Annotated in this window: 22 protein-coding genes; 5 read left to right on the top strand and 17 right to left on the bottom strand. The window is 63.6% G+C overall.

Going from position 1 to position 21,212, the window contains the following annotated elements; genetic code table 11:
• The first annotated feature begins 39 nt into the window (after positions 1–39).
• From queA to tgt, 3 genes are read left to right on the top strand one after another with little or no spacing between them, the layout of a single operon-like run.
• Complete coding sequence (gene queA / locus QN413_RS13665) at positions 40–1,092, top strand: tRNA preQ1(34) S-adenosylmethionine ribosyltransferase-isomerase QueA (RefSeq protein WP_323497139.1); 1,053 nt, start codon at positions 40–42, stop codon at positions 1,090–1,092.
• Positions 1,089–2,312, top strand: a complete 1,224-nt coding sequence (locus QN413_RS13670; protein WP_323497140.1) for a PQQ-dependent sugar dehydrogenase — start codon at positions 1,089–1,091, stop codon at positions 2,310–2,312. The genes queA and QN413_RS13670 overlap by 4 nt, the downstream gene beginning before the upstream one ends.
• Entirely contained in the window at positions 2,309–3,505 is a 1,197-nt protein-coding gene (tgt, locus tag QN413_RS13675) for a tRNA guanosine(34) transglycosylase Tgt (protein WP_323497141.1), read from the top strand. The genes QN413_RS13670 and tgt overlap by 4 nt, the downstream gene beginning before the upstream one ends.
• On the opposite strand, the gene QN413_RS13680 is transcribed toward tgt, so the two are convergent.
• Positions 3,502–4,440: an aldose 1-epimerase gene (locus QN413_RS13680; RefSeq protein ID WP_323497142.1), complete on the bottom strand. Its 939-nt coding sequence runs from the start codon at positions 4,438–4,440 to the stop codon at positions 3,502–3,504. The two genes, tgt and QN413_RS13680, sit on opposite strands and share 4 nt — an antisense overlap.
• A gap of 86 nt (positions 4,441–4,526) precedes the next feature.
• Here QN413_RS13680 and QN413_RS13685 point away from each other — a divergent pair, with 86 nt between their 5' ends.
• On the top strand, positions 4,527–5,339 hold the full coding sequence (locus tag QN413_RS13685; protein ID WP_323497143.1) for an SDR family oxidoreductase: 813 nt from the start codon (positions 4,527–4,529) through the stop codon (positions 5,337–5,339).
• Between the two features lie 93 nt (positions 5,340–5,432).
• Here QN413_RS13685 and QN413_RS13690 read toward each other — a convergent pair whose 3' ends face one another.
• The 6 genes from QN413_RS13690 to QN413_RS13715 form a co-directional block, all read right to left on the bottom strand.
• The gene (locus QN413_RS13690; protein WP_323497144.1) at positions 5,433–5,825 is read right to left on the bottom strand and encodes a DUF3597 domain-containing protein; all 393 of its coding nucleotides are present in this window, start codon (positions 5,823–5,825) and stop codon (positions 5,433–5,435) included.
• A 124-nt stretch (positions 5,826–5,949) separates the two neighbouring features.
• Positions 5,950–7,065 carry a serine endopeptidase gene (locus QN413_RS13695; protein ID WP_323497145.1) on the bottom strand — a complete coding sequence of 372 codons (1,116 nt, stop codon included), beginning with the start codon at positions 7,063–7,065 and terminating at the stop codon, positions 5,950–5,952.
• Positions 7,066–7,071: 6 nt separating this feature from the next.
• Positions 7,072–7,296, bottom strand: a complete 225-nt coding sequence (locus tag QN413_RS13700; RefSeq protein WP_323497146.1) for a hypothetical protein — start codon at positions 7,294–7,296, stop codon at positions 7,072–7,074.
• 252 nt (positions 7,297–7,548) lie between these two features.
• Positions 7,549–8,118, bottom strand: coding sequence for a phosphatase PAP2 family protein (locus QN413_RS13705; RefSeq protein ID WP_323497147.1), 570 nt, complete (start codon positions 8,116–8,118; stop codon positions 7,549–7,551).
• Between the two features lie 64 nt (positions 8,119–8,182).
• Entirely contained in the window at positions 8,183–10,147 is a 1,965-nt protein-coding gene (locus QN413_RS13710; protein ID WP_323497148.1) for an MFS transporter, read from the bottom strand.
• Positions 10,148–10,170: 23 nt separating this feature from the next.
• A complete protein-coding gene (locus QN413_RS13715) occupies positions 10,171–11,067 on the bottom strand; it encodes a hypothetical protein (protein ID WP_323497149.1) in 897 nt (298 codons plus the stop codon).
• Between the two features lie 149 nt (positions 11,068–11,216).
• Here QN413_RS13715 and QN413_RS13720 point away from each other — a divergent pair, with 149 nt between their 5' ends.
• Complete coding sequence (locus QN413_RS13720) at positions 11,217–11,948, top strand: helix-turn-helix transcriptional regulator (protein ID WP_323497150.1); 732 nt, start codon at positions 11,217–11,219, stop codon at positions 11,946–11,948.
• Positions 11,949–12,021: 73 nt separating this feature from the next.
• Here the strand turns inward: QN413_RS13720 and QN413_RS13725 are convergent, their stop codons facing one another.
• The 10 genes from QN413_RS13725 to QN413_RS13770 all read right to left on the bottom strand — a co-directional run bounded on the left by QN413_RS13725 (position 12,022) and on the right by QN413_RS13770 (position 21,161).
• Complete coding sequence (locus QN413_RS13725) at positions 12,022–12,738, bottom strand: response regulator transcription factor (protein WP_323497151.1); 717 nt, start codon at positions 12,736–12,738, stop codon at positions 12,022–12,024.
• 25 nt (positions 12,739–12,763) lie between these two features.
• Complete coding sequence (locus tag QN413_RS13730; RefSeq protein WP_323497152.1) at positions 12,764–13,285, bottom strand: hypothetical protein; 522 nt, start codon at positions 13,283–13,285, stop codon at positions 12,764–12,766.
• 455 nt (positions 13,286–13,740) lie between these two features.
• Positions 13,741–14,172: a hypothetical protein gene (locus QN413_RS13735; RefSeq protein ID WP_323497153.1), complete on the bottom strand. Its 432-nt coding sequence runs from the start codon at positions 14,170–14,172 to the stop codon at positions 13,741–13,743.
• Positions 14,173–14,274: 102 nt separating this feature from the next.
• Positions 14,275–14,616 carry a DUF805 domain-containing protein gene (locus QN413_RS13740; protein ID WP_323497154.1) on the bottom strand — a complete coding sequence of 114 codons (342 nt, stop codon included), beginning with the start codon at positions 14,614–14,616 and terminating at the stop codon, positions 14,275–14,277.
• A gap of 200 nt (positions 14,617–14,816) precedes the next feature.
• Positions 14,817–15,149 carry an FHA domain-containing protein gene (locus QN413_RS13745; protein ID WP_323497155.1) on the bottom strand — a complete coding sequence of 111 codons (333 nt, stop codon included), beginning with the start codon at positions 15,147–15,149 and terminating at the stop codon, positions 14,817–14,819.
• Between the two features lie 112 nt (positions 15,150–15,261).
• Positions 15,262–16,539 (bottom strand): FIST signal transduction protein, encoded by a 1,278-nt coding sequence (locus tag QN413_RS13750; RefSeq protein ID WP_323497156.1) that lies wholly within the window; start codon positions 16,537–16,539, stop codon positions 15,262–15,264.
• A gap of 4 nt (positions 16,540–16,543) precedes the next feature.
• Positions 16,544–17,305 (bottom strand): PhaM family polyhydroxyalkanoate granule multifunctional regulatory protein, encoded by a 762-nt coding sequence (locus QN413_RS13755; RefSeq protein ID WP_323497157.1) that lies wholly within the window; start codon positions 17,303–17,305, stop codon positions 16,544–16,546.
• A 63-nt stretch (positions 17,306–17,368) separates the two neighbouring features.
• Entirely contained in the window at positions 17,369–18,283 is a 915-nt protein-coding gene (locus QN413_RS13760; protein WP_323497158.1) for a copper chaperone PCu(A)C, read from the bottom strand.
• Between the two features lie 26 nt (positions 18,284–18,309).
• Complete coding sequence (locus QN413_RS13765; protein WP_323497159.1) at positions 18,310–20,688, bottom strand: TonB-dependent receptor; 2,379 nt, start codon at positions 20,686–20,688, stop codon at positions 18,310–18,312.
• 101 nt (positions 20,689–20,789) lie between these two features.
• Positions 20,790–21,161 (bottom strand): DUF2946 family protein, encoded by a 372-nt coding sequence (locus QN413_RS13770; RefSeq protein WP_323497160.1) that lies wholly within the window; start codon positions 21,159–21,161, stop codon positions 20,790–20,792.
• Positions 21,162–21,212 lie beyond the last annotated feature (51 nt).

Below are 21,212 nucleotides of genomic sequence, written 5' to 3' on the forward strand. Positions count from 1 at the left end.
GCCGCCACCTTGGAACGGGCCTGTCCAGCCCTCAAGCGCATGCGCAACTTCACGCTCTCCGATTTCGACTTCGATCTGCCCCCTGAACTGGTGGCACAACACCCGGCCGTCGAACGCACCTCGTCCCGCCTGCTCGATAGCACCGCGGGCACATCGGGCACAGCAGTCGATCGCATCTTCAAGGACCTGCCTTCGCTGCTGCGCGCGGGCGACCTGCTGGTCTTCAACGACACGCGCGTCGTCAAGGCCCGCCTATTCGGCGAGAAACCGACCGGCGGCAAGCTCGAACTGCTGGTCGAGCGCGTGCTGACCGGCAACGAGGTCGTCGCGCACATGAAGGTCAGCAAGAAGCCACCAGTCGGCACCACGCTCCAGATGGTCGGCGGCTTCAGCGCGACGCTGCTCGGACGTTGGCCCGACGAGCAAGGCGCGCTGTTCCGTTTTGCTTTCGGCAGTGACGCCAACGAAGACCCGTACGCGCTCATGAGTCGCTGCGGTCACGTGCCCTTGCCGCCCTACATCACGCACACCGACTCGGCCGACGACGAAAGCCGCTACCAGACCGTGTTCGCGCGCGTGCCTGGCGCGGTCGCTGCGCCGACGGCCGCGTTGCACTTCGACGAAGCCCTGCTCGCGGAACTCGCGGCCCGCGGCATCGAGCGCGCGAGCGTCACGCTGCACGTCGGCGCCGGCACCTTCCAGCCGGTCAAGACGGAGAACATCGCAGAGCACACGATGCACGCCGAGCGCTATGAAGTGCCCGAAGCCACGCAGCGCGCCATTGCCGCCTGCAAGGCACGCGGCGGCCGAGTCGTCGCCGTCGGCACGACCACAGTGCGGACACTCGAATCGTGGGCCAAGACCGGCGAGGCATCGGGCGACACGCGCATCTTCATCACGCCCGGTTTCGCCTTCCAGCATGTCGATGTACTGGTCACCAACTTCCATTTGCCGAAGAGCACCTTGATGATGCTGGTGAGCGCCTTCGCCGGCTACGAACACGTGATGGCGCTGTACGCGCACGCCATCGCCCAGCACTATCGATTCTTCAGCTACGGCGACGCCATGCTTCTGGCGCGCGCACCGTCATGACCTTCACCCGCTTTGCATCGTTTGCCGCGCTGGCTTTGGCCGGGCTGGCGCCTGCCGCCGGTCAAGCACGCGGCTACACACCGCAAGGCATGTGCGGCGACTACGCACGGCTCGACATCACGAGTCCCACCGGCACCTGCGTCGCGCTGCTGGCCGATGAGGCGCAGGGCCTGCGCGCACCGCGCCGCATTCTGGAAGTGGCACCGGGCCGTTACTGGGTGGTCGACATGGGTTCGTGGGAGCCGCGCCGCGGCCGACTGCTCGAGATGACGCTGCCGACCGATGGGCCGGCCCCGCGGCGGGCGCGGTTCACCGTACTGGCTGAGCAGCTCGATCGCCCATTGGGACTCGTCATCGGACCGGACGGCAAGGCCTACATCGGCGAATCGAACGCGATCTGGCGTACGCCGATCCCTGCGCCCGGCGGCGCGCTGCAACGCGAGCCGCTGATCGACAACCTGCCCGGCGACGGCACGCATCCGCTCAAGGAACTGGCCTTCGCGCCCGACGGCCATCTCTTCATCAACGTCGGCTCCGACTCCGACAACTGCCGTGACACGTCGAAGCAGTTCCCCCTGCCTTGCCCGGATCTCGCCGGACCGCAGCCGCGCGCTGCGGTCTACGAAGCCATCTTCGCGGCACCGGGCTACAAGCTGCAGAGCTTCAAACCGTTTGCGACAGGCCTGCGCAATTCGGTCGCGCTGACCGTCATGGCCGACGGGCCGGCCAAGGGCACGGTGCTGCAAGGCGAGAACTCCATCGACTATGAAGAGGTCGGTCAGCCGCCCGAAGAACTCAACCGCCTGCAGGCCGGCCGCGATTACGGCTGGCCTTACTGCGTCGGCAATCGCCAGCCCGCGCGTGGCTACGAGGACCGGTACGACTGCAAGACGACCGAAGCTCCGCTCATGCTTTGGCCAGCGCACGTCGCGCCACTGCAGATGATGGTCGGCCCCACTGGCAGCCGCTTCGCCGGCCAGGTTCTGGTCGCATGGCGCGGCCACCAACCGCCGGGTCACCGCGTGGTCGGCTACAAGCTCAACGCGCAGGGACTGCCTTCAGGCAAGCCGATCGACTGGCTCTCGGGCTGGGACCCCAAGCCCGGCGTGCGCCCAATGGGCAAGCCCACCGGTATTGCCGTCGACCGCCAGGGCCGCCTGCTGGTGGTCGAAGACCTCAATCGCACCATCCTCATGTTGCTGCCCTCCCCAAAAAAATGACCGACACGTCCACCCTGCCCCGCCTGAAGTTCGACCTGCTCGCGACCGACCCGGCAAGCCACGCGCGACGCGGCACGCTCACCCTCAACCACGGTGTCGTGCAAACGCCGATATTCATGCCCGTCGGGACATACGGCACCGTCAAGGGCGTGATGCCGCGCAGCCTGGAAGAGATGGGCGCACAGATCATCCTGGGCAACACCTTCCATCTGTGGATGCGGCCGGGACTCGACGTGATGGCGAGCTTCGGCGGACTGCATCAGTTCGAGAAGTGGAACAAGCCGCTTCTCACCGACTCGGGCGGTTTCCAGGTGTGGTCGCTCGGCGCCATGCGCAAGATCAGCGAAGAAGGCGTCAAGTTCGCATCGCCCGTGAACGGCGACAAGCTCTTCTTGACGCCCGAAGTCTCGATGCAGATCCAGACCATCCTGAACAGCGATATCGCGATGCAGTTCGACGAGTGCACGCCGTACGACACGGCAGGCCACATCACGACCGAGGCCGAAGCGCGCACGTCGATGGCGCTCAGCCTGCGCTGGGCAGCGCGCTGCAAGACCGAGTTCGAGCGACTCGACAACCCCAACGCGCTGTTCGGCATCGTGCAGGGCGGCATGTTCGGGAACCTGCGCGAAGAGTCGCTGGCCGCGCTGGTCGACATGGACTTTCCCGGCTATGCCATCGGCGGGGTGAGTGTTGGCGAGCCAAAGGAAGAGATGCTGCACATCATGGGGCACACGCCGCACCGGCTGCCCACGGACAAGCCGCGCTACCTGATGGGCGTCGGCACGCCGGAAGACCTGGTGCAGGGCGTTGCCGATGGCGTCGACATGTTCGACTGCGTGATGCCCACGCGCAATGCGCGCAACGGCACCATCTTCACGCGCTATGGCGACTTGAAGCTGCGCAACGCGCGCCACAAAACCGACCCGCAGCCACTCGATCCGAGCTGCACTTGCCACGCCTGCGCAGGCACATCAGGCGTGAGTTGGGACGATGGCGGGCGCGATGGCTTCAGCCGCGCTTACATGCACCACCTCGACCGCTGTGCCGAGATGCTCGGGCCGATGCTTTGCACCATCCACAACCTGCACTATTACCTGAACCTGATGCGAGAGATCCGCGAGGCGCTCGACGTGGGGCGCTTTGCCGACTTGCGCGCACGTTTCAAGGCCGACCGCGCACGCGGGATCTAGTTTTCGGGACGCAACGTCCAACGACCCGTCAACGATGCGCCCGGCGCCAGCACCGTGCCGCCCAAAGTCTCGACCGGGTAGCGGTCCGACAGGTTGATGGCGTCGGTGCATTGGCTTACCGGCTCGGCGCAAAAGTGGTCGGCGCCGCGCGGGCAATACAGCACGAAGAAATCCAGCGGCGACTCGGCCGCCATGACGATGGCGTGCCCGCTGCCGGGCCACTCGATGCGTGCGCTGTGCTGCCAGCCGGCAAAGTTGTTGTCGAGGTCGAGCGCATCGAGGCCGACGCCATCGCGCAGCATCGCCACCTCGGGTGTCGCTTCGAGCGCGACGGGCATCACCTCGGCATCGCCACGCCACATGGCGTCCGTCACGGTCTGCAGGCGCGTGCCCGGGTGGTGCGGAAAGTAAGGATGGTGGCCGATGCCGGCCGGCATCGCCACGTCATCACGGTTGGTCAGCGCAATCGTCACAACCAGGCCAGTCGCATCGAGCTCGAAAACCTGCGATGCCTCGAAACGCCAGGGCCACGCAGCGCAGGCATCCACCTGCAATGAAAGCTTTGCGCGCGCCGGCGTCGCCTCGTCGACCGTCCAGGGCCGCAGCCACCCGAGGCCATGCAGTGGATGACGACCTGAAGGCGAGGCGGGATGTCCGGGTGGCACGTCGATCTCGCGGACGCCGAAGCGGGCATGGCCATCGCGGATGCGATTGCACCAAGGCAACAGCGGATAACTCGCCATGCCAGACGGGTTGCGCTGAGCCAGTGCTGCTGGCGTCGCCGGCCGGAGCCAGTCAGTGCGCGCACCGTCGCGTTCGCTCCAGAAGGCAGCGATGGCGCCGCCGACCGATGGCGCCAGCGTCATACGCAGCGCGCCGGCTTCGAGATGCACCAGAGCATCGGCTGTCTGGTCCGGGACTTCGACTGGGTTCATGCAGGTCCTGCGGGCGAATCGCCTCGATCGCGGCATTCTCGTTCACACGGGTATCGGGCGTGAACACGGTCGACGAAAATTGCAGCATGACATCGTCCATCGTGCCTTCGACTCCCCCGCCCTCGACCTCGCCTTCCGCTTCGCTTTCGGCGCGGTACCCGTCGCTCGAACGCCGCGTCGTGTTTATCTCCGGGGGTGCGACCGGCATCGGCGAAGCGCTGGTCAGCGCATTCCATGCGCAGGGCGCGCGAGTCGGCTTTTGCGACTTGGACGCCGTTGCCGGCGCCGCATTGGCTGCACGACTGAAAGGGCCCAATGCGGCCCTCTTCTTGACCTGCGACGTCACCGATGTGGCTGCGCTGCACGGCGCCATCGACACCGTACGCAAACACTTCGGCCCGATCGGCGCGCTGGTCAACAACGCGGCGAACGACCGGCGCCACGATATGGCCGATGTCACCAGCGAAGACTTCGACCGGCTGGTCGCGGTCAACATCAAGCACCAGTTCTTCGCGGCGCAAGCCGTGGCCGGAGACATGCGCTCGCTCGGCGGCGGATCGATCATCAACTTCGGCTCGATCAGCTGGATGATCAAGGGCGCCGGCTATCCGGTGTACCAGGCATGCAAGGCGGCGGCGCGCGGGCTCACACGGTCCCTGGCGCGCGATCTGGGCAAGCAGAACATCCGCGTCAATTCGATCGTGCCGGGCTGGGTGATGACGGAGCGGCAACTGCGTTTGTGGGTCAAGCCCGAGTCAGCGGCCGAGATCGATGCGGCGCAGTGCCTGCCGGGCCGCGTCATGGCTGAAGACATCGCCAGCATGGCGCTCTTTCTGGCTGCTGACGACTCGAAGATGTGCACGGCACAGGACTATGTGGTGGACGCAGGCTGGACCTGATCTTGCCGACCATGCACCAAGCAAGAAGCCCGGCAAGCCGGGCTCCTTATCGTCCGTATCCGGCATAAGCCGGAGCGCGGATGAGCGCGCAGGTCAGTCGCGCAGTTCAGCCGGCACCGTGCCGCCGTTGGCCGCCAGCTTGGTCATGACCTGGCGATGCAGCCAGATGTTCATCTTGGCGCTGTCGCTGGTGTCTTCGCCATAGCTCAGTTCAGCGGCCAGCTTCTTGCGCTCGTCCAGACTGCTGTCGAGGCCGAGCAGCTTCATCAAGTCGACGATCGAAGTGCGCCAGTTCAGGTTTTTGGCGCCCGGCATGGCGTCGAGCACAGCGGCCACGTCGCCCAGCGGAATGGCCGGTGGTGGTGCAGCCGCGGCCGGTGCATCGGAAGGCGCAGGTGCTGGCGTCGGATTAGCAGCGGTGGCCGTGGCGTCAGCGGCATGGGCCGAAGGGAAAATCTTGGAAAAAATGCTGCCGAAAATGCTCATGTTTTTGCTCCGTCGAAGGTGAAGGATAGTGGTTGAATCGGGCCCTCCCCGAACCTGCCGTCGCCGCACCTTTCGGTGACCGCGAAGCAGCAGCGCGTTGTATCACGGGCCTGCGACGACCCTGTTACAGCGCCGGCACCGGACCTGTCAGCGGACCGGCCGCCCTAGAGTCGGCCGGCTGGGTCACAGCCGAAGTGGTAGCCGACGCCGCAGCCGATGTACCGCAGGCATGGCAGAACTTCGAGAAGGCACTCTTGCGCGCGGCGCAATGCCCGCAGTGGTCGTACAGGCCAATGCCGCAATGCGGGCAAAAGTCGATGTCGGTGCTCTTCAAGTCGACTGGGCGCTCGCAACCGGGACACACGCTTTTGGCGAGCCGCGCGAGCGCCACGTCGTAGCTCAGCTCCTCGCGCCGGACTTGATCGGGCTGCTGCTCGGCCAGCTTTTGTTTAGCGAGGTAACGGTTGAGGCCGACGATCGCGTAGCGCCCCACCAGCACCGTGATGACGATGCCTACGATGTAGCGCACGTAACCGCCGTAGCTCGGCAGGTAAGGCACCAGCTCGACGAAAAATGCGAATAACGCGAAGTAGATGAAGCCCCAGACAAACGGCCAGTAGGTGCTCTTGCGCTTTTTCACGAAGAGCCAGCCGGCAACCGCGAGGAGTGGCAAGGTCAGCGCCAGCCGATAGCCGAACACGCGCAATTCGATGCGCCGGTATTCGGCTTCGAGCTTGATGTTGGCATCGTGCTCGAGTACCCCGAGTTGTTCCTGCGCACGCTCCTGTGCCTGCCGCGCGTCGAGCGCGATCTGCTGCTGCGCGCTCAAGCGAACCTCGGCTTTGTCTTCGGCGGCCTTCAAAGCATCGAGCGCCTTGGTGCGTGCGATCAACTCGCTGTCCTGATCCGGCTGCGCGGTGGCGCGCCGAGTCGCGATCCAATTACCGAAAGTCTCGCGCGCATTCCGGCTGGCTTGCTGCGCGACGTTGAGCTGCAACTCGGCCTGTTCAAGCTCTTGCGATGCCTTATGTTCTGCTGCCTCCGAAGTCTGGACGGTGGCGCGCAGCGGATCGGCCGCAGCATGGTCGATGAAGTCGTCCATCTGGCGCACGCGTTCGACCTGCGGCAAATCGCCGACCAGCGTGCTGCCGAGGCCGATCAAGAATCCGGCGAACACCACCGACACCACCCAGAGGCCGCGGCGAAACCATTTTTCCGAAAGACGTAAGGATTTGCTCATTTTTATTTACAGCGTAAGTGCGGTGATCGGGCCGAACGTGAGGGTGGTCAGCTCATGGTTTTGAACTTCAGCATGGGCCGGCTTGGTCGGGAACAGAAAGAGCCCCGCCAAACTGACAGCCAGCGCCAGCAGCACAATGCGCAACGCCGCCCACAGCACGCGCTGCCAGCGGGGCACCTTGGCAGCCCGATCGGCCTCGTAAGACGCGAAGTTGGTGATTCGACGAATCACGTCAGCCTCTCGCTGTGCTGCAACGCACGGTCGATGACGCCGCCGATATCGCCACGACAGCACTCGCTGTAGTGCTGTCGGCGATCACGAGAGTGGCAACTGGAGCGGTTCATAACGGTGAAGTGCCTCGCGGCATAGTGAAGGTGTGCGGATGATGGGTCGCACACCTCATGAAGGAGGCGAATTCATGCGCCGGTGGCGGCGCAATGGGCTCGTGGTATCCGCAGGAGATACCGCGCAGCGAGCAACGGCTCAGTGCCGATGAAGATCGTCGCGCGTAAAGGGCCGCTCGAGATGTGCGACCCGGACCGCTATTCGCTCGATCAAGTCTTGCGTCGGAGCGGGCGCTCCGATGGGCACGAACACCAGCGGCAGCGCCAAGCTGACCGCCACCCAGGGCCAGCGCAGCTTCGGGTGCGGCCGGTTGTGTTGAATCGCCAGAAAGGTGACGCTGACGATGCCCCCCATCAGGTAGCCCGCCAACACCTCGGAGATGGAATGGGCCTCGAGCACCAATCGAGAGACACCGATGACGAAGGCCAGCAACCAGCCGGCGATGGCGAAGGCCACACGCGGTGCATGGCCCCAGCGCGAGGCCATCAGCCACAACGCCACGGGCCAGATACTGGTCGCCAGCATGGTGTGTCCGCTGACGCCGGTGAAGTCGAGCCGCGCATTGCCGATGCCCCAGCCGAGGAACGCCAGCTTGGACGCAAAAACGATGCTGCTGCCGAGCCCGAAGATCACGACCCAGCGGATCGCGCCGTTGCGGGTGCGTGGTGAGACGCCGAGCCAGACCGCGATCAGCGCGGCGCAAGGCAACAGCAGACCGCTGTCGCCCAGAAGGGTCAGTAGATGCCAGCTCAGAAAGTGCTCCGTGGGTGCTTCATGCAGTCAGCAGCGCACGCACGCGCTGTTGCAGTAGTTCGGGCTGGACGTCGGCCGGAGCCGCGGCGCTACCGACATTCAGGCCGACGCTGCTGAAGAGGCCACGCCGGAACGGCTTGACCATCGCCACGTTTTTGTCTCCGCGCTTTTCAATGCGGCTGAAATAAGAGCCCCACAGGTTGGTCAACGCCATCGGCACGACCGGCACCTCCATGCCTTCGCTGCGCGCCATGTCGACGATCTTCATGATGCCGCCCTTGAAAGGTTGCAACTCGCCATCGCGTGTGAGCGCACCTTCTGGAAAGATCGCCAGCAGGTCGCCTTCGCGCAGCACGCCAATGGCCTGTGCAAACGCCGACTCGTAGGCCGCAGGATTTTCTTTGTTCGGTGCAATCGGAATCGCCTTGGCAAGCTTGAAAAGCCAGCCAAGCACCGGCACCTTGAAGATCTGGTGGTCCATGATGAAACGGATCGGTCGCGGGCTCGCGGCCATCAGCAGCACCGCATCGATGAAGCTCACATGGTTGCAAACGAGGATAGCGGCGCCCTCGGTAGGAATGTGCTCGTCGCCGCACACCTTGAACCGATAGATAAAGCGCGACAACACCCAGGAGACGAAGCGCAACAGGTATTCCGGCACCAGCATGAAGATGTAGAAAGCGACGATGGCGTTGGCGATGCCGGTGAACAAAAATATCTGCGGAATGGTGAAGCCGGCGCCGAGCAAGGCGCCGGCAATGACCGAACTCGCAATCATGAAAAGCGCGTTGAGGATGTTGTTGGCCGCGATGATGCGCGCGCGATGTGTCGGCTGGCTCCGCAACTGAATGAGCGCGTACATCGGCACGCTGTAGAGACCCGCGAACAGCGACAGGAGACCAAGGTCGGCCATCACGCGCCAGTGCGCCGGGCGTCCGATGAAGTCGCCGATGCCCATCTCGGCCAGGGTCGGCAAGGCACGTGAAGCGAAGTACAGGTCGATCGCGAAAACGCTCATGCCGATCGCGCCCAACGGCACCAGACCGATCTCGACCTGGCGCCGGCTCAGCGTTTCGCACAGCAGCGAGCCGGTGCCGATGCCGATCGAAAACACCACCAGCAGCAGCGACGCCACTTGCTCGTCGCCGTGCAGCACTTCCTTGGCGAAGCTCGGAAACTGGCTCAGGAACACCGCACCGAAGAACCACATCCAGGAGATGCCGAGCAGCGACCTGAAAACCACCACGTTGCCGTGCGCCAGTTTGAGGTTGCGCCAGGTTTCGCTGAACGGATTCCAGTTGATGACGAGGTTGGGGTCGGTCGCAGGTGCGCGCGGAATCGCCTGTGCCACGCCGCGCCCAACCAAAGCCAGCAACACGCAAGCGACCGCCACCGACGTATGCCCGATCTGCGGCACCGCGACCAGCAACCCGCCCGCCACCTGGCCCAGCAAGATGGCCACGAAGGTGCCCATCTCGACCATGCCATTGCCGCCAGTGAGCTCGCGCGCATCGAGCACCTGCGGCAGGTAGGCGAACTTGACCGGGCCGAACAGCGTCGAGTGCAGCCCCATCAAAAACACGCAGCCCAGCAGCACGACCGCATTGGCGCTCATGAAGCCCCATGCCGCAATGAGCATGATCACGATCTCGAGGTTCTTGACGAAGCGAATCATCTTCGTCTTGTCGAACTTGTCGGTGAGCTGGCCAGACGTCGCGGAAAACAAAAGGAACGGCAGGATAAAAAGGGCACCGATCACCAGGCCCGCTATGGCCGGCGGCATCCAGCTCAACTGCAGCTGGTAAGTGACCATCACTGTGAAGGCGAACTTGAAGAGGTTGTCGTTGGCCGCGCCGGCGAACTGCGTCCAGAAGAAAGGTGCGAAACGCCGCTGCTTCAGCAACGCGAACTGGTTGGCGTGCGCGTTGGCGTCGGGCGTTTGCAAAGCTGGTGAGGCCGTGACGGCAGCAGCGGGTGTGGTCATTCGATGTGTCCCTCGCGGGCTCCTCAGGCCGTGATCGCGGCCGCGCCCGGATTGTGCCGCAGGGTCCTGCGCCCGACGGTCTGCAAAGCATGCAGCACGGGCAAGCCGGCAAGCGCCGCCGTGAGGTGCTTCACGCTGTGGCCCGACACGATGTGGTGGGTGGCCTCGTAGACCGCGTGGTCCGACAGCTCGAACAGCTTGGCGAGCGCGTAGAAAAAGATGACCCAACCGAGCTTGAGCCCCACCGCGCCCCCACTTCCGGACACTTCGGGCAACGGCTTGGTCAACGCCAGCATGAGCACCAGCGCCATGCCGCCGAACTGCACCGTGGCCCACGGCGCGACGTTGCCTGTTTCGAACCAGATCGCCACCGCCAGCAACCCGCCCGCCAATGTGGCCCAGGCGGCGGCCCAGCCGGCACGCTGGCTTACCCTGTCGCACACGGCCAGTCCGATCAGTCCAGCGAAGGCGATCGCCATGCCGGCGCGGTCGGCAGCGAGCCGCAACATGTCGGGCTGCAGGTGATAGAAGACCGATCCTGCGGCGCAGGCGATCAGCCCGGCGAAGAAGAGCCAGGCGCAGTCGAGGCTATTGCCCAGACGTTGGCTCACGCCGAGGTCGACCGGCTCCCCAGCCGATGCGGCTGTCGGCGTGGCAGACAGTTCCGGCCGATCGAGCCAACGAAGCCACCGCAGCCCCAGCAGGCCGATCGCGAGGAACGGCAGATTGCTCAACACGTCCATCGCGTTCGGCAAACTGTGCCAGCCACGGTCATCGGCAAAAACAGAGACCGCATCGGGCCCGCTGAACGCAGGGCACGCAACGGCGAAAAGCGCCAGCAATGCGAACGCGGCGAACAAGATGCGTTCGCGGCGAGTTGCTGCGGGGAACGACAAGTCGGGCAAGGATGGCAGGTGCATGGTGGGCTCCGTAGGCGGGTAGTGGTTCGCGGTCGGCCGGAATTTAAGTTGTCAATCGCTCCGCAAGCATCGAAAATCGATACGAGGTACCAATTCACGCCCTTCCGTACCAGTTTTCAATACTCAACCGCCGAACCTGCGAGCAGCCTATGAGCACCACCGTCGACCTCGTCTTCGCCCTGAAGAACGAACTGAAGAACGCTCGAATGACCTACGCCGACCTGGCGCGTGCGCTCGACATGGCGGAGTCCAGCGTCAAACGCATGCTGGCCAAGGGCGACATGCCGCTGTCGCGCGTCGACGCGATCTGTCGTGCGCTGAAGATGGATTTCGCCGAGCTGGCGCGGCGTGTTGCCGATGCCCAGCCTTTGTTGAAGGAGCTGACGCAGGAGCAGGAAAAAGCCGTGGTGCGCGACAAGAAGCTGCTGCTGGTCGCCATCAGCGTGCTGAGCCAGTGGACGCTGGAGCAGATCGTCACTGCGTATCGGATCAGCGAGGCGGAGTGCATCGGCTGTTTGGCGCAGTTGGACCGCATCGGCATCATCGAACTGCGGCCGCTCAACCGGTATCGGCTCAAGCTTGCCAAGACTTTTCGCTGGCGGCCGCACGGGCCGGTGATGGAGTTCTTTCGCGAGAACGTGGTGCTCGACTACTACCGCGGCGGCTTCGACGGGCCGGCAGAAGGCCTGCTGCTGGTGCACGGATCGATCAGCCAATCATTGGCGCCGGCTTTTCTCGAACGACTGCAGCGCGTGGCGCAAGACTTCGCGCAGCAGCACCAGACCGACCAGAAGCTCTCCCCGAAGGATCGCGAGGGCTACACGCTGCTGCTGGGCATGCGCAACTGGGAGTTCGAACTGTTCACGCGCTTGCGGCGCTAGCGCTTTCGGCATCGCACTGCCGACGACAAAGCTGATGCTGCCTACAGAAACACTGCGCCAAGACGGCGCACGTTCAGGCCTCCACTGGCAATCGTTCCAGCCGATATCCGAAACCGTAGACCGCCTGTAGCTGAAATCCGTTCTCGACTGTGAGACCGAGTTGGGTGCGTACGCGCGATACGTGCGTGTCGATGGTGCGTGCCATGGCTTGGCCATTCCAGATCGCCTGGTTCAGGTGCTCCCGCGACAGCGGACTACCGAAGTGCTTGAACAGCAATCGGGCGACTTCGAACTCTTTGTGCGTGAGCTTCACTGCAACACCGTCACGCGTCACGACCCGCTGCGCTGCATCGAAGTGCATGCCTTCGGTCTGCTCGACGCTTTGCGTGAGGGTCGGTACCGTCAAACGGCGCATCAGCACGTTGATGCGGGCCAGCAGTTCGAAGGGTCGGCACGGTTTGACGAGGTAGTCGTCGGCGCCGCCGTTGAGCGCTTGCACCGTTTCGAATTCGCCGGCACGCGCAGTCAACATCAGCACCGGCACGTTGGAGCCCATGTCGCCCCTCACTCGTCGCAGTACTTCATAGCCCGAAAGACCGGGCACGTTCCAGTCGAGCATCAGCAAGTCGAAGCTGTCTCGCTGCAGCAGATCGTAGAAGGCATCGCCATTGGCCAGGTGCACAACATCGTGCGCATTGCGCCGAAGCAGATCCTTGACCGTATCGGCTTCGTCGATCGAGTCTTCGAGCAAGGCCACGCGCAGGCGCGCCTCCGAGGGTCCGCCGAACAAGGCGTTCGATCCCACAGGCTGCACATCAGCTCCGACGGGTCATTGGCGGCACTGTTTCGTTTTGGTACCAATCTGCCGGCTTGACACCCCACATGGCGTGAAGACGCGACAACCGTTGCTGAAGCTCGTCGTCGCTCGCGGGAAGCAGCAAGAAGTCGTTGCGCTCGCTGCCCATCACGTGGGTCGCCAGTTCGACCTGGTTCGGCTGCATGAGCAGCGCGATCGGCGTTTGTGCCCCTGCCAGTCGACACAACAAATCGAGCTCTGTCCGAGCGCTTGCGTTCGAGCCGGCAAAGCTAACAACCAGCATCCCGAACTGTTGCCCTGAAACGTAGCAAGACACCAGATCGCTCGCACGGTCGAACGGCGCCGCAAGAAGCCGAAGCCCTTTGAGAATTTTCCAGGTGCGGGCACGTGTGCTCCCGAGCGGGTCGAGCAATGCGATCGTCTTTGCGGATGAACCGGTGTCGTACGCGTATGGCTGCGCCCTGCTGGACGACATTGCGCTGCTGCGGGTGCTGGCGCTGACCGGGGTGAGCGCGGGCATTACCGATCGCCCGTCACTTCGACATTGGCGACGCCGCTTTCATCAGTCCAGATGGAACGGTGAGACTTGTTCATTGTGAAAATCCTCCCCGGTGACCGGGATTTTTTGTGTGACAGGCTTGAAACTGGGGTGATTGTGTTCAGCCTCTACAGAGGAGGAAAGGGGATGACACAGTTCTTGACACGCTTCTGTGACATACCGCCAAAACAAAAATTTAAATGTAAAAGTCCTCACATTCACATGTGAATGACATGTGACTTTTCGGGACGATCGAATGGCGAATTAGTGCAGTTGTGGTCGAAGAGAACTTGCGACACAACAGAAGAAGTGCGAAGCGAAGTCAGCGCGCGAATGGCACTGAGCGGTGAGCGTTTGGCTCTTGCAAATGCACCGTTGCCGATGCACTTGCAAGAACGCCGGCAAAGCCGGCGTCGCGCTATCTGGTCGTTAAACGATCAGCATTTCATTGCCGCTGCCTGTTGAACAAAAGCGTCGTTCACTGCCTTGCAAGCGGCACTGAGCGTTGCCTTGTCGGCGCCCATGCTGGCCCACGCAGCCTTGGTCTGTTCCATGCTGGCCTTTATTGCGTCGCCTGCGGCGCCGTGTTGCTTGCCGGCGCAAGCGCTGACCTTGTCCAGATAGTCCTGGCATTCCTTCGGAATGTCCGCAGAAGCGGTCGTGGGCGTGGGCGTGGGCGTGGGCGTGGTGGCAGGTGTGGCCGGTGTGGCCGGTGCAGCAGAAGTTGCGGAAGATGCGGCGGATGCGGCGGATGCAGCAGGTGCCGTCGCAGCGGCCGGTTCGACAGCTGCAGCCGCAGGAGTCGTTTCAGTCTTCGAACAGGCGGTGAGCGTGACAGCAATGGCGATAAGTGCGAGAAGCTTTTTCATTTTTTGAGTCGTGATATTCGGATTGAGGAGTAGTGGATGGGCAGGATCAGTCTTCGATAGAAATGCCTTTCGAAATGCCTTTCGTAGGGCAGTGCACCATGCTCACGACGAGAGTGCGTCCGAAGATCCCCAGCGGTTCGCGCCTGGCTGCGAAGGCTGTACATACAGATAGACCAGCACCAGCATTCCGACGATGGGGATGAGCCCGATCAAGATCATCCAGCCCGACTTACCAATGTCATGCAGACGTCGCACAGTGACCGCGATCAATGGCAACAGAACGACAAGAATGACGGCAATCGGGATGTATTGGTTGATCAATCGCCCGACGATCGCGACGATCAGATAGGCCAAGAAAAACCACCAATACTCCGAGCGCGAGGCGCGACCAGAGAAATCGACGTACTTGCGAAAGCAAGTTTCGACGGCTTGTTGAATATTCATGAATAGCTCCCTTTGTGAACCACCGATTTTGTCGGCGGAAGCTATCCATTTCGAGCCACCCCGCAGCGCGGTCTGAGTCTTATTTCCCACAACCCGCCGGCGTCTTTTCGGTTAACGTTTCATTAACTTTTTAGTTCGTGACAACTCGCAGGCGATCAGTGACAAGCTGTTCACATACGGACTCCGACTCCTCGCGTTTTTCAACTGCTCGAGATCATCAGGTCGGAGTCGCGATAGCTCTCGACCTCGAAGAAGCGAAAGCGTGTCTTGCCTATCTTCAACACATCGAGGTGTTGCAAAGCCTGCCGCTCGTCGACGAGGCGTTCGTTAACGAAGACGCCGTTCAAGCTGTGGAGATCGCGGATGGCGGCCGGCGCGTCGTCCGGCATTTCAATGCATGCGTGCTGACGACTGACGCTCGTGTCGGAGACCACTACGTCGCAAATACCGTCGCGCCCCAGCAGCGCGTGAGCGCCGGAAAATACGATCAGTCTGGACAAACCTTCGTCCAGTCGAAGCAGGCTTCGTTTCATGTCTCTTCCCTTGTGCAGTGACACGCGGAGTCTCGCGCGACCCGCAATTCAATGTGTCAGACAAGGTGAGACAGCGGCACATTTCCGTCAACGACCGCACGCTGATCGCCGATTATTCGCTGGTGAAAACTGTCAGTACACCGGTGTAGCCATAGAGGTGATGGCGCGCGATCTCGCCGGCTGCGAAAAAGCCGACGAGCGGAACGTCGCCGAGCGCATGGCGAACGATCTGAAGTTCGGCACTGGGGGCACCGAAGTGCTGTCCGCCGCGGCCCGAACAGCTCACGTACACCGCGCCTGCAATGCGGCGTGCCGGATGCGGTGCGGCTTCTGCTTCACCGGCAGCGACGGCACTCGCCACCGCCAGTGTCTGTTCTTCGGGCTCGAGCTCTTCGCGAATCTCGGCGCAGATGCGCATCAGGTCGGCGCGTGCGGCCTGCGCGTTGCGGCGGCAGAACGTGAGTCGCATCCCGGCTTCAGCCTGGTCGGCGATGGCAATGCCGCGACGCGTCGGATCGAGTCCGATGATGTGCCGCACCAGCACGTCGGAGCCGAGATCGCCGGTGCGCCGAATGCCGTCGCTGCCCGCCGTGGCGAGGCCGATCAACGTATTGCGCACTGCATCGATGGCTTCTTGAGGGCGTTCGAGCGATACCTGCAAGTCGGCCAGCAGCACATCGAGCGCCGGCTGACCGTCGAGCTTCAGCACCAGATTGCCGTCTGCCTCGGTGATCTCTCGTTCGCGTGCAGCGCCAGAGCGAATCGGCTGGCAGCCTTGCGTGACACGCGATACCAGTCGCACGCCTTCGCCGAAGACAACGCCCGACAAGCCACCTGAAAATACGCCGCTCGCCGCTCCGTGTCCGCGGATGTTGCCGTTGCCACCGACTGCAAATTGCAGGGCACCGGCGCGGCCCGACGAGAGACCGCCGAACAGGTAACCGGTGCTGGTGCGACCGGCCATTTCGGTGATCAACTCTGCGAGTTCAGGCGTGGCCGGGTCGGCATGAACCAGCGCTGTGTGCGCCTCGAAGCCGCTCATCTCGGCGCTGCCCAATGGCGCCACGCCGGAGAACACGCGGTATTGATCGCTCGACAGCGCGCACAGCATCAAGCTGATGCCAGGCTCGTTGAAATACTCGGCGTTGTTGGCCGCCACGCCAATGCCGATGGTGCCGGACCAGTCGGTCACCTCCGGCAGCTCGGCACTCAAATGCGCCAGGATGTCTTGTGCATCGGCACCGTAGTGATCGGTGATGTAGAGCAGCCCGAGCGTCGGCGACGACGCGTAGTCGGGCAAAGTCATTTGCGCTCGCAACTGGGCGAGCACGAGGCCGGCCGCCATGCGCCATTGCGGATGGGTGGCGTGACCGGTGGGAAACAATTTCATGGGTTCATCGTTTTGCGACCGGGCGTCTGGGCGCCGCGGCGGGTTTCTCTGGGGATTTTCTGCCTGTCGGGGTGGTCTTGCGAGATGCGGGTGATTTCTTCTTTGCGGCGAGCGGGCTGCCGGCTTTGGGTTTGGACTTGTTTGCGGAGTCGGCCAGCGGCTTCGGCATGGCAGGCATCTTGAGTTGCGATGCGTCGTGCAGTGCCGACGCAGCGATCTCCTGAAACTGCTGTGTGAGCGAGCCCCACCACTTCAACGGATCGACCACGCCGGCAGCGCCTGTGGGTGCGCCTTCGGCCTTCGCGTCGGTTTCGGCTGCTGCCTCTGCATCTCCCTCGGGCTCCGAAGCCGCAGGTGACGACGATGGCGTAAAAAAAGAAGAGGCCGATGGCGACGCCGAGGCCTCGGCAGCAGGCGCGGCAGCCCGCGTGAACGCACTCGCGATGTCTTCCATCCGAACATTCATGCCGCGCAGGGTCGACAGCGTCATCTTCTGCACTTCGAGCGCCTGAATCGTGGCCTTGAGGGCGTGGCCGTTTTGTTCGAGCCAGTATTGAACCGTCTTCAGCTCCTGGATGCGCTTGTCCACCTCTTCGACACTCAGCGTGGGCGCCACCCAGCTCGACAACCCCGGCAGCGCACCACCATTTCCCGCGCCGATACCGCCGATCCCACCGCCGCCAGCACTGCCGGTAGCGAGGTTCTTCAGGAAATCGAAGCCGGGAACGAACTGGCTGAAGGCAAAGGGCTTGCTTGCATCGGTCATGGCAGGTGTCTCCTGGAGGTTTTTTGTGCCGTCAGCTTACTCCAGGGGACCGCATTTTCAGCGTCAGTGCATGTGCTGCATCGGGGTGGCCGGAGCGCCTTCCGGAGCACCGACGGGCAGCTTCAGTTCCAGAGAAGTCTTCGCGCCTTTGGCGTCTTCGAAACGCAGCGTCACCGGCACTGATGCACCCTTCGGCAAGGCCGCTTTCAAGTCCATCAACATGACGTGATAGCCGCCTGGCTTGAGCTCTACCGTTTGACCGGCCGGCAGGTCGACGCCACCCGACACCGCACGCATCTTCATGGTGTCGCCTTCCATCTTCATCTCGTGCACTTCAGCGACACCGGCTGCGGGCGTCGAGATGCCGACCAGCCGTGAGCCCGATGGCGAGGTCAGCTTCATGAAAGCGCCGGTGCCGCTCTGCCCCGCCACCGACTGACGCACGTAGGCATCCCGGACGTCGACAGTGGCGACGCCCGCCGCGACCACCATCAGTCGCGCCGCCGGTGCCGCCATGCCGTCGGTCGACGTGCCGCTGGCCGGGACTTGAGCCCAATCCGTGCTGCCGACATCGCAGGTTTGCAGCACCTTGAACCAGAGTGGCCCCGGCGCGGCTGGCACCTTACCGTTGAGCACGAATTCGGCGCGCTCTTTGCCCGGCAACGCGTTTTGCGGCGACTCGGCCGTCCAGCGCACCTCGGCCTCCCCGTGCGCCGCATTGGCCACAGCCCGTTGCACGTCGAGCTTCCAGCCGGCCCGTGGCTCGGCATTCGCCAGCATGAAGCCGACAGGCAGGCGCACGCCGATGCCAGTGGTCGCCCCAGCATCCTTGCAGGCATGGCCGACACGGAAGACCGCGCGGTAGTCGCTGCCTGCTGTCGCGCCGCCGGGGGGCAGCGTGACATGGGCCAGGGCGGCAGCAGTGCCGGTGAGCAATAGGCAAGCGGCAATGGTTCTGAGGGCGGTCGAAGTGGTCATTGAGGAAGTCCTTTGATGTATGTGAGTCACAGGTCGAAGCGAAGTTCGGCCGTGTAGGTGCGCTGCGGGTACGGGTGGAAGTTCCAGTACTGGTAGTTGTTGGCGTTGTCGATGCCGAAGGCGGCCGACCATTGCTTGTCGATCTGGTAGCGCACACGCAAATCGACGGTGAAGTACTTGCTGGCGCCGAAGTATGCGTAGGCGTTGACGTCGCTGTTATCAAGGTTGGAATACTGCTTGCCGCTGTAGCGCGCTGCCACGGTAAAGGCCCACCGATCGTCCGGCTTGTACGTGGCGTACGCGGTGGAGCGCACGCGCGGCACGCGCGGCTGCCACTTGCCGACCGCTGCAGGAAACGCCGCATCGGCCACCGTCTTCGAGTTCGCGTAGGTCAGGCTGCCGCCGACATCGAGCCCTTTCATCAGCACGTCTTGCCCGGTGTACGCCAGCTCGACGCCGGTGGTGCGCACCTTGTCCACGTTCTGCACGCGAGAGACGGTCGATCCGGGGATCAGCTGGTTGAACAGCGCGTTCTTCGTCGTCTCGTGGAACAACGTAGCGCGCGCGGTGCCGTTGCCCAGGTCTTTTTCTAGCGACAGTTCACCGGTCCACGACTTCTCCGGCTTCAGGGTTGGGTCGTTGATGAACGACAGCGCACCACCCGATGTCGCGCCATACAGCTCACCCACGGTCGGATAGCGCACCGCGCGCCCGACCGATGCCTTGAGCACCGTATCGTCGGTCAACTGGTAGGCCAGCGCCGCCTTGGGCGACACGTCGGACTCACTGCGTTTGGCATAAGGCAGCGTGCTGGCCACAGTGGTGGCGGTGAAGCCATCGGTCGCCTGCCAGTCCTCGTAACGCAGGCCCAGTACCGTCTTCCACTTCGGCGCGAAACGCCAGCTGTCCTGCACCCATGCGTTGAGTGTCTCGGTACGGCCGCCGACGTTACTGACTTGCGACAGCGACCCAAGCGCCGGGCCGTCGACCCAACTGCCGGCCACATTGGACTTCTGGATGCCCAGCTTGTACGCATCCCGCCCGACACCGAAGTCGACGATGTGCGCACCGCCGACGCCTTGCGGGCGCCACGTGCCCTTGGCCGCCAGCGTGTTCCAGCCGGTGCGCCCGTCGCCCTGGTCTTGCAGCGTGCCGACACCCCCGAAAGCGGCCAGCGGCAATGTGACGGTCGGTGCGCGCTGCTGGTCTTTCGAGTAGTCGTACAGGCTGGCCGACACCTCCCAGTCGAAGACGCCCTGCGTATGGCTCTTGACCGACAGGCCATGCATGGCGTGGGTCTGGTGGTCATTGGTCAGCGGAAAGGCCGTCGGCGCCAGCGTGAAACTGCGGCCGTTGATGTTGACCGGGCCACTGTAGACCGGCAAGCCAGCCGCATTGTTCAGATAGCTGGCCGAGCGGCCCACCGACGTGTTCTGCCAATAGCCCAGCGTGTAGCTGGCGGTGATGGTCGGCGTCAAGTCATAGGCCAACCTGATCTTGGCGTGGTCCTGGATCGTGTGATACGCCGTGCCGGTACCCAGGATGTACCACGGCGTGTTGGTGGTGTTCAGGCCGACCACCGCGCCAGCGACGGGCGTGCCGCGTGTACCAGCCACGCCAGAGGCCAGCGTGGCTGTGGTGAAGGTCAGCGGCTGGCCACGGCTGTCGGTGCGGTTGATGTCGACCCACCACGACCACGGACCCTCGTTGTTCTCGCCGCTGCGACTCCCGAGCGATGCGCTGGTCTGCCAGCTGTTGAAGGTCTTGCTGGTGCTGTAGAGGTCGTTGGGCTGCGACGAGTAGCCGGCCTTGACGTGCGCTTCGAGCTTGGTCGGCATGCGCGTCACGAAGTCGACCACCGCACCCGCCGAGTTGCCCGGATAGGCGGCAGAAAAAGGCCCGTACATCACGTCGACCCGCTCGATCTCCTCGGGTGTGACGAGCCCCCAGCGCGGCGCGTAATTGGTGCCGTTGGCGATGCCATTGCCCAGGTAGTTCGACAGCAGGATGCCATCGGCATAGACGGCAGAGCGCGCACTGTTGCCGGTGCCGGAGGCGCGCGTCGACAGGATCGCGTGGTTGTAGTCGCCGATGTAGCGCTTGCGCACCAACAGGCTGGGCAGGTACTTGAGCGCGTCTTCACTGTCGGTCGCGTTGATGCGGGTTTCGATCTCTTCGCGCGTCACGCCCTCGATGGTGGTCGGGATCTGCGTGGGCAGCGAGGTCGGGCGGCCACCGGTGACGGTGACGATGCCGAGCGACTTCACGCGCTCGGGGGTTTCGTCCGCGGATGCTGCCGGTGCGGCGGAAGGTTTAGACACAGGTACTGCGTTTTGCGCCAAAGCCGGCAACGCCAGCCACGGGAACGCTGCGCCGAGCGCGAGCGAAAGAAGGGTCTTGTTCAACTGAAATTCTCCACGCCGCCACGAGGCGACGCTCCATTGCAAGGAAGGCGGCGACGCTGCACCCTCTTCGGGCGCAGCGCGCTACGACATCGACAAGAGGATCAGGAGAAAGCGGGCGGCGCGCGCGCCGGTGGCGGCGCGGCAGTGGCCGCGGCGATGCGCGCGGCCGGAATCGATTGCACTGCCCGGCCGAGCGGCAACGCAAGCACGATGGCTGCGACCACCGGCAAAGGCGGCGGCGCACCAGCGAGCATGCACAGCGGGCAATCCATGTGCATGCTGCCCAGGTCTTGCGCGCCATCGTCGGTTTGCACCACGACCTTGAACGCGCCGGCGCTCGAACACACCAGTTCCATCGCCTGCGGGTTGACGACGGGTGACGCGATGGCCACGCCGAGCGACAGCGCAAACCACGCCAGCACCAGGCGCGCAAGAAACTGCACGTGGAAGCGAGGGCGGCGCGAGGTGAACATCGGTTGCGATTATGGCTTGAGGCACACTCCGCTTCCCAGCGACCGAGACCT

Origin of the sequence: Variovorax sp. LG9.2 (assembly GCF_035018885.1) — a bacterium.
In the GTDB taxonomy this organism is placed as follows: Bacteria; Pseudomonadota; Gammaproteobacteria; order Burkholderiales; family Burkholderiaceae_C; genus Variovorax.